Annotated in this window: 11 protein-coding genes; 9 read left to right on the plus strand and 2 right to left on the minus strand. The window is 31.6% G+C overall.

Going from position 1 to position 7519, the window contains the following annotated elements; genetic code table 11:
• The first annotated feature begins 108 nt into the window (after positions 1–108).
• Positions 109–918, plus strand: coding sequence for a GNAT family N-acetyltransferase (locus BM157_RS10810; protein WP_090141113.1), 810 nt, complete (start codon positions 109–111; stop codon positions 916–918).
• Here BM157_RS10810 and BM157_RS10815 read toward each other — a convergent pair.
• Positions 915–1664, minus strand: a complete 750-nt coding sequence (locus BM157_RS10815; protein ID WP_090141115.1) for a YesL family protein — start codon at positions 1662–1664, stop codon at positions 915–917. The two genes, BM157_RS10810 and BM157_RS10815, sit on opposite strands and share 4 nt — an antisense overlap.
• Positions 1665–1900: 236 nt before the next feature.
• Here BM157_RS10815 and BM157_RS10820 point away from each other — a divergent pair, with 236 nt between their 5' ends.
• The 8 genes from BM157_RS10820 (at position 1901) to BM157_RS10850 (ending at position 7101) form a co-directional block, all read left to right on the plus strand.
• The gene (locus BM157_RS10820; RefSeq protein ID WP_090141117.1) at positions 1901–2602 is read left to right on the plus strand and encodes a hypothetical protein; all 702 of its coding nucleotides are present in this window, start codon (positions 1901–1903) and stop codon (positions 2600–2602) included.
• Positions 2603–2680: 78 nt separating this feature from the next.
• Complete coding sequence (locus BM157_RS13075) at positions 2681–2812, plus strand: hypothetical protein (protein ID WP_318255938.1); 132 nt, start codon at positions 2681–2683, stop codon at positions 2810–2812.
• A gap of 20 nt (positions 2813–2832) precedes the next feature.
• Positions 2833–3261, plus strand: coding sequence for an accessory gene regulator B family protein (locus BM157_RS10825; protein WP_090141118.1), 429 nt, complete (start codon positions 2833–2835; stop codon positions 3259–3261).
• Positions 3236–3949, plus strand: a complete 714-nt coding sequence (locus tag BM157_RS10830) for a LytR/AlgR family response regulator transcription factor (protein ID WP_090141120.1) — start codon at positions 3236–3238, stop codon at positions 3947–3949. The genes BM157_RS10825 and BM157_RS10830 overlap by 26 nt, the downstream gene beginning before the upstream one ends.
• 49 nt (positions 3950–3998) lie before the next feature.
• Positions 3999–5246: a sensor histidine kinase gene (locus BM157_RS10835; RefSeq protein WP_090141121.1), complete on the plus strand. Its 1248-nt coding sequence runs from the start codon at positions 3999–4001 to the stop codon at positions 5244–5246.
• 141 nt (positions 5247–5387) lie between these two features.
• A complete protein-coding gene (locus tag BM157_RS10840; RefSeq protein WP_090141123.1) occupies positions 5388–6044 on the plus strand; it encodes a hypothetical protein in 657 nt (218 codons plus the stop codon).
• A 6-nt stretch (positions 6045–6050) separates the two neighbouring features.
• Positions 6051–6431 (plus strand): hypothetical protein, encoded by a 381-nt coding sequence (locus BM157_RS10845; RefSeq protein ID WP_090141127.1) that lies wholly within the window; start codon positions 6051–6053, stop codon positions 6429–6431.
• Positions 6432–6444: 13 nt separating this feature from the next.
• On the plus strand, positions 6445–7101 hold the full coding sequence (locus tag BM157_RS10850) for a hypothetical protein (RefSeq protein WP_318255939.1): 657 nt from the start codon (positions 6445–6447) through the stop codon (positions 7099–7101).
• A gap of 115 nt (positions 7102–7216) precedes the next feature.
• On the opposite strand, the gene BM157_RS10855 is transcribed toward BM157_RS10850, so the two are convergent.
• Positions 7217–7519: IS3 family transposase (locus tag BM157_RS10855; protein ID WP_318255940.1), on the minus strand; the 303-nt coding region annotated here is incomplete at its 5' end.

The following is a 7519-nucleotide window of genomic DNA, read 5'->3' on the forward strand; positions in this document are numbered from 1 at the left end:
TTTCACAGCTGGTTAGCAATAGTGGTCGTTTTGTAATTATCTGTGATAATATTATGTATTGTAATGGGGATTATTGTAAAAGTCAATTGGGAGGATTATACGTGAGTTATGGAAAGAGTGTATATATTTGATTGTGACAGGATTATAGGTGATGAGGAAAAACGGACTATTATAGAGAATATGGAAGGAAAGGCTGAGGTTATTTTTGATAATTCTGAGGGGTATGACAGGGATACGGATATAGTTATAAGTACACGTTGTGTGGGGAATAGAGATGTGGCTGGTATGGAAGTTATTATAAGGGAAGATATTGGAGTTGGGTGTCATTATGTGGGAACTGCACCTTATGTGATATATGAACCAGAGGAGATAGATTATTATTACTGTCAGAAAGTGTATGCAAGAAAAAATGGACTTCCGGCATTTATTCTTGAAACAGAGAGGTTTATTGTGAGGGAGGAAAGTCTTGATGACCTTGATGAATTGTACGAATTGTATGACACACTTGCAGATTGTGAGTTTATAGAACCTTTGTATGAATTAGAGAAGGAAAAAGAATTTGTAAGAAATTACATTAATAATATGTATAGATTCTTTGAGTACGGAATGTGGCTTGTATATTCCAAATATACAGGCAGGCTTGTTGGACGTATGGGAATTGAGAATAGAAGCATTGACGGGGAAAATGTTCAGGAAATAGGTTATCTTACAGGAAAGCCTTATCAGAATATGGGGATAGCATACGAAGTATGCAGTGCAATTATGGAATATGCCAAGGAAGAATTAGGCATAGATAAATTATATTCCTGCATAGATAAGAATAATAAACCGTCAATATCGCTTATACACAAGCTTGGCTTTAAAGCGTATGCACAGGACATTGACGGTATGAATATTTATATATGTGAGCTTAATTAATTGTTACTATCATCTGATTGATTATCATTTGAAGTAACAGCAGTGTTGTCAACAGTGTCTTCAATAGCTGTATGTTGTTTAGCAGGTTCTGTTTTTTCAGCTTTTTCTTTTTCAGCTTCTCTGGCCCGCTCATCATTAGTGTTCTCTAATGACTTAAATATTCTTGTGAATATGAATGAGTCAACATAAATAATAAGCGGTATAGTTACTATAAATGCAGTAAAATACTTTAAAGAAAAGAGGATAAGTCCGTATGTTGCAATCATCATAATAAATGTCTGTGGCAGGTGATGAACGCATAATATAAGTGAATTCTTAACAATTGTAATTGCTTTATCATCATATCTTGAAAGTACTGCAAATGAATATAAAAGAACACCAGCCCATACAAGAGCACAGCCTGCGATAGCATACATAAAAATAGTACCAGCCATTGAACCGGATGAGAATGCCCAGTAGGCACAGGCCCTTATATCAAAGAATAAAAGAAGTCCGATAACTCCCATAATAAGTTCAACCAATAATCCCTGGACAAAATTAGTCTTAAAAGACTTCCAGAAATCTTTAAACACATAATTTTCTTCATCTTTAACAAGCTTCATTCCAGCATAAAATGCGGCTGTAAGTGAAGCACCTATTGTGATAACAGGGATACAGAATATAACTGTTATTAATCCAAGTATAAGGAAATCACCAGCTTTCGTGAGTCCCTTGAAAAATTTACCATCTAATCCAAAACCACGCATAATATATCTCCATTCTCCATTTATTAATGAAAGTGACTAAATCAGATTATACTTATATATGTAACAAAAAGCAAAGAATTTTTAATGCATATTTCTTAAATGTTTATAAAAGCTGTTTTTTTAAGCGTTAAGCTATGATAAACTAACAAATATTGATTAATTAAAGAGTAATTAATAAAAAGCAAAGCCACAGTGTTTCTGGCTGTTTAATGAAATGTAATGTATTAGGAGGCTATATGGCAGAAGGTAATTCTATTAAAGATGAAATAAAAGAACAGCGTAAGAAGTTCTCAACACTTACGTTTACAGGCAGGCTGCAATATATATGGGAATATTACAGAATTCCAATTGCGGCGGTTATAGCCGTTGTTCTTGTGGTATTGTCATTTATAAATGCTTACAGAAGAAATAATTATGAAGGAGTATGTGATATTGCGGTATGTGACGGCAAGATTACAGGATACGATACAGATGATGATGTATTGACAACTGGTTTTACAAAATATCTTGGTATAGATGGAAAGAAGCAGCGCGTTCACATAGATTACAGTTATACGCTTGAAGAAAAGCTTTTTGACCAGGATCCACAGATAAGCAATGAGAAGATATATGTTTTGTCGCAGACTAATAACCTTGATGGGTATATGTCAGAATATGAAAATATAGACCACTTCTGCTTTGATACGAGCTGCTTCTTCTATGATTTAACAGAACTTTTTACAGATGAAGAAATGGAGCAATTATCAGATTATATAATATACCATACACAAAGAGATGGTGAAACCCGTGCAGTAGCAGTAGATTTATCTGATGCACCAAGAATACAGGATACAGACCTTACAATGGAAAGGCCTTGCTACGGAATTGTTCAGTCAGCAAGAAATCCGGAAAATGCAGCTGATTTTATCAGATATGTATTTGATATGGAAAGAAAATAAAAATGTAATATTATGAAATGATATATGGAAGGCTTGATATATGAGCCTTCCATTATTTATATATGGAGGGAATAAAGCTTGAATAATAAAGATGGAGAATTAACAGAGGAAGAGTACAGGGAAGTTATAAAATATGGCAGAGGTATGCTGATTAATATAATTATAGGGGTGGTAGCTGCTGTTGTTATTGCAGTGTATATGGGAATGTAAAAAAAGGAGTGGTATTTTTGATGTTATTATTGCCATTAAGACAATATTGTGGCGGATATCATATGAAAAATCATAATAAATGTATTGTGGCATCAATAATAATATATTTTCTACAGTTAATGTTAATAAAAAATTTGAAAGTTACCATTAGTGTGCAAATTGTTATGCTAATTTTTGCTTTGGTAATTATTTTAATGTTGGCACCTGTCGATAATATTAATAATAAAATGAACCAAGAAGAAAAGAACTATTTAAAGAAGAAAATAAGAGTTATTTTAATAATAGAGTTATTTTTATATGCTATTTTTATTGTATTATCAAAAATGGACTACGGATTAATTGTAGTTTTATGTATTGCTATAGTAGCGGGATTGCTTATATTAGGGAATATAAGCAATAGGATACAGGAAAGAGGGGAAAAATATGATATACAGGATAGGGATATGTGACGATGAACAGTTGACGTGTTCAGAATTGGAGAATTACATTAATGAAATTTTTGAATGTAAAGATGATAAAGCTGAAATATATGTGTGGAACTCAGGTGAAGCGTTGAAAAAAGATATATCTAATGGGGTGAAGATTGATATTTTGTTTCTTGATATAGAGCTTTTGGACAGCAATGGCATTGAACTTGGTAAATATATAAGAAATTATATGAAAAATATGTCAATGAATATTGTATACATATCGTCAATGACAGAATATGCTATGGAATTATTCAAGATACATCCATATGATTTTGTGGTAAAGCCATTTGATAAGAATGAAATTGAGAACTTAATAGATGAAATGTGTGGATATTATAAGCAGGATAACAAGCATTTTAAGTATTGTGTGTATGGAAAGACCAATATGGTTATGATGATGGATATTAAGTATTTTGAGAGCAGGGGACGGCATATAATTATCAATCTTGTGGATAATCAGTCAATACAATATGTGGGACAATTAAAAAATGAAATAAAAAAGCTGCCATTAAATTTTGTGGAAATTGGCAAATCTTATATTATAAATTTAAAGCATATGAGGGAATGTCACGTCAGTTATGTGGTTATGGATGATGGAAAAGAGCTGGGGATAAGCAGGGCATACCGCAATTATTTTAATGAGAAAATATTAGAATATAATAGCTGATTAATAGAATAAAGCGTGAATATATTTTAGTGAGTTAGAGGGATAAATTATGACATACAATTATATAATATCAGTTTTTGTGGAGTTAGTAAGGACAATACTTATTGTACAGTATTTTCAAGTGTTTTTTGATAAGAATAATAGTCTGCGCAAATATCTGGTTAGTGGATTTATGTTCGTTGCAACAGTGCTGGTTTATATTACGTTTAATAACGTAATATTAAATATGATAATAACATTTGTGACAATATTTGCTATTGCCAATGTATATAGCGGTTCTCTAAAAAAGAAATTCTTATTATCGTGTATGAACTTTGGAATATGCTGTGCAATAGACATAATATGTTCTTTTATATTAGGAGTTACGGTAGAAAACAGAAATAACGAAGTTATAGGTATGATTATGTCTTTGTTGATATTTTATGTAGTCATATTGATTATAAAGAAAATATATAAAGGTAGAATACAGGATGAATTCGCAGGAAAATGGTATTTTCTGCTTATAATTTCAGCTATGAGTATTGCTTCTGAATATATTTTATCAATTGATAAGGGGATAGCATATATAACGGTAATAGAGATTAGTTTTATAATTTTATTGATAAATGTCATTTTGTATTTCTTTTATCTTTCTATGATAGAACAGTATTCATTACAGCAGGAAATGGAAGCATTAAAGAAGCAAATGGATGTGCATAAGCTGAGAATGCAGAACAATATACAGAATGAACGAAATATAAGAGCGATTAAACACGATATGAAGCATCACATAAGGGAGCTTACATATCTTGTGATGGATAATAATTATGCAGAGGTGAAAAAATATCTTAATTCTTTGGAAAATGATGTGTACGATAATACATCATATATCAATTCTGGAAATCAGATAATGGACGGAATAATTAATTATTATATATGTAAATTTAAAGAAAATAAAATCCAATATGAAACAAAGATTGCTGTGCCGGATAAGCTGGATATAAGTTCATATGATTTGAATATTATATTGGGAAATCTTCTGGATAATTCAGTCCAAAGCACGATTTTAACGCAAGCACCAAGCATAAATATACGAATTGAATATAAGATGGGAATATTATACATATATGTTAGTAATTCGTGCTTAGAAAATTCAGTAACCTATAAAAATAATAAAATTATCAGCACCAAGGGAAGTAATCACGGATATGGCATAAGTAATATTGATAAAATTGTAAAGAAATATAATGGAACTTATAAAATAGACTGCATTAATAATGAGTTTAAAAGCAGCATTTTAATACATTTATGTAGCTAATATGTGCAAATTATGTCGAATTATCTACCAAAAACATCGTTGCCCTAAATAAAGGCATATAAAGTGTTATAATCCAGCTTGTGAACAAGATAAAATGACAAAGTCAGTTAAAAAACTTAGAAAAATGTAGGAGGAAGTTCAATGGCAGTAGGCGGAATAGGCAGTTTTAGTGCATTGACTAGTTACAGTGGAGTTAATAGCAGTAAAGCTAATAGTGAGCTGGAATTTGATAAAATCTACCAGCAGAAAACAGATAGTGTAGAGATAAATTCAACAGCAGGAAACAATGACATAATGACAATATATGAAATGTTATGTTCAGAATTTCCAGAAGCTAATTACATATTGGAAGATAGAAGTGATGAAGGAAATCTGTTTTTTAATAATGTTGATACACGAATAGGAAAAGATTTTGGAAATCCAAGTAAAAAGAATGTATTTATAGATGTGGGGGTAATTAAGAAAATACAAGAAGACCCGTCTTATTATTTAGAAGCCAAGTTGGATTTGCAACAAATAATTGAACATTATGATGAGGCACGAACCCACGGTGGTTCAGATTTGCCATATACTACTGGTGAGCTTGATTATGAAAATGGTAGAATACAAGCTGGATGGAGGTATGATAGTAAGTGTTGTCAGGAAGCTGTGGCAAAAGAAGTTAAAAAGCTGGAGAGTCCTAAATTATCAGATGCAATCAATTATGACTATATTAAAGATAAGATGGATACTATGCTGGATGATTTTATGGATAAAGTAACGGAAGGTATAGTAGGAGAAGATAAAGAAGAGGGGTAGATAATTATGAAAAAGAGAGTATTAAAGAGTTTAATAGCAGCATTTATGTGTATGGTTGTAATTGTAGCAACAAGTGTTTCGACATTTGCAGCACCTTATGAGGCAAAGAGATTAGCATGTGATAACTGTCATACATATAATGCAAGTTATGGGTATAAATCGCATGAATACTCTTATACAGAGGTTATATCAGCAGGAAAGTATTGCAGATTTTGTGGAAAGACAGTTCCGGAAGGTGAGTCACACACATATATGTACACTGGGGATGTATATTATTTTATGTGCAGTCGTTGCAGTACTGTATATAACAAGGAATATATACAGCCAATATATGCACATTATACAAATAATGTACAAGATTATTATAATTATAATAATTATAAGTAAAAGGAGTGGTATTATGTCAGTAGGTGGAATAGGCAGTTTTAATACATTGACTAGTTACAGTGGAATTAGTAATAGTAAAACTAATAGTGAACTGAAATTTGATAAAATCTACCAGCAGAAAACAGATAGTGTAGAGATAAATTCAACAGCAGGAAACAATGACATAATGACAATATATGAAATGTTGTGTTCAGAATTTCCAGAAGCCAATTATGTGCTTGAAGATAAAAGTGATGAGGAGAATTTTTTCTTTAATAATATTGATTCAAGAGTTGGAAACAAATATGGGTATCAGGGTGAAAAAAGTATATCCATAGATGTAAGTGTAATTAGGAAAATACAAGAAGACCCATCATATTATGTAAAAGCAAAGGGTACATTAGAACATATGATAGAGAATTATGATGGAAGAAGTACCCATGGAGGGAAAGAACTGCCATATATGACAGCAAATCTTGACTTGGACGGTGATAGATTACAGGTTTCGTGGCAATACGAGAAAAGAAGCTGTAGTGATATGATAGCAAAAGAAATTAAAAATATTGAAAGTCATAAATTATCAGATACAATCAATTATGACTATATTAAAGATAAGATGGACACAATGCTGGACAATTTTATGGATAAAGTAACGGAAGGCATAGTAGGGAATGATAAAGAAGGAAAGTGAATAGTGAACTTTCGAGATTATGAAAAAAGTTTGTAAATTCAAACTTCTATAATAAATAAGAGCTGGAGGTATGATATGTACCCAGAATCCTGGACACATTGACTATTGCTCAGGCTCAACACATGGATGCTATCCGATATTTAACGGGCGGCATCCATTTTGTTTTTGCTTGAATTCTTTTATTATTGTAGTATTCTATGTATTCTTCAATAGCTATTGAGAATTCCTCAAAAGAAGAATACTCTTTCTCGCAGCCATAATACATCTCATTTTTTAATCTTCCAAAGAATGTCTCCATTATACAATTATCATAGCAGTTTCCTTTTCGTGACATAGATTGTATTATGCCGCGTTTTTTCAGTTCATTCCGATAATAAGCATTCTGATACTGCCAGCCTTGATCAGAATGTATTATAAG

Origin of the sequence: [Lactobacillus] rogosae, from assembly GCA_900112995.1 — a bacterium.
Taxonomy (GTDB): Bacteria; Bacillota; Clostridia; order Lachnospirales; family Lachnospiraceae; genus Lachnospira; species Lachnospira rogosae.